Here is a 566-nt window from a genome sequence, read left to right on the forward strand (position 1 = left end):
AAGCTCGCCTGCACGTCGATCTTGTCCGCGGGCAGCACGTTGGTCGACGAGCCGCCGGGAATGACCGCCTTGAGCCTGCGATCGCCCGGAATTCCACCGGCGTAGTCGTAAATGAGCTGCCTCAGCGTGACGCTCATGTCCGTCTCGTACACGCCCGGACGGTTGACGTGCCCGCTGACGCAATAGAGCTTGGGACCGGTGTTCTTGTCCGGGCCGATGACCGCGTACCACTCCCAGCCACGGTCGAGAATGAGCGGCACGTTGCAGATCGTCTCGACATTGTTGACGACGGTCGGACAGCCGTAGAGGCCGACGACAGCCGGAAACGGGGGCTTCAGGCGCGGCTGCGCGCGCTTCCCCTCGAGCGACTCGATGAGCGCGGTTTCCTCTCCGGCCTCGTAGGCACCCGCTCCACGATGGATATAGATGTCGATCTGCTCGCCGCTGTCAAGGATGTTCGCGCCCACGAAGCCCGCCTCGTACGCACGTCTCAGCTCGGTCTCCAGCACGTGCTGGAGATGATAGAACTCGCCACGGACGTAGATGTAGCAGACCTTCGCGCCAAT

Annotated in this window: 1 protein-coding gene; it reads right to left on the reverse strand. The window is 63.4% G+C overall.

What is annotated here, in order from left to right; all coding sequences use genetic code 11:
* Window positions 1-566: NADH-quinone oxidoreductase subunit F (locus GEV06_29185; protein MPZ21911.1), on the reverse strand; the 566-nt coding region annotated here is incomplete at both ends.

The sequence above is a fragment of the Luteitalea sp. genome (genome assembly GCA_009377605.1).
GTDB lineage: Bacteria > Acidobacteriota > Vicinamibacteria > Vicinamibacterales > Vicinamibacteraceae > WHTT01.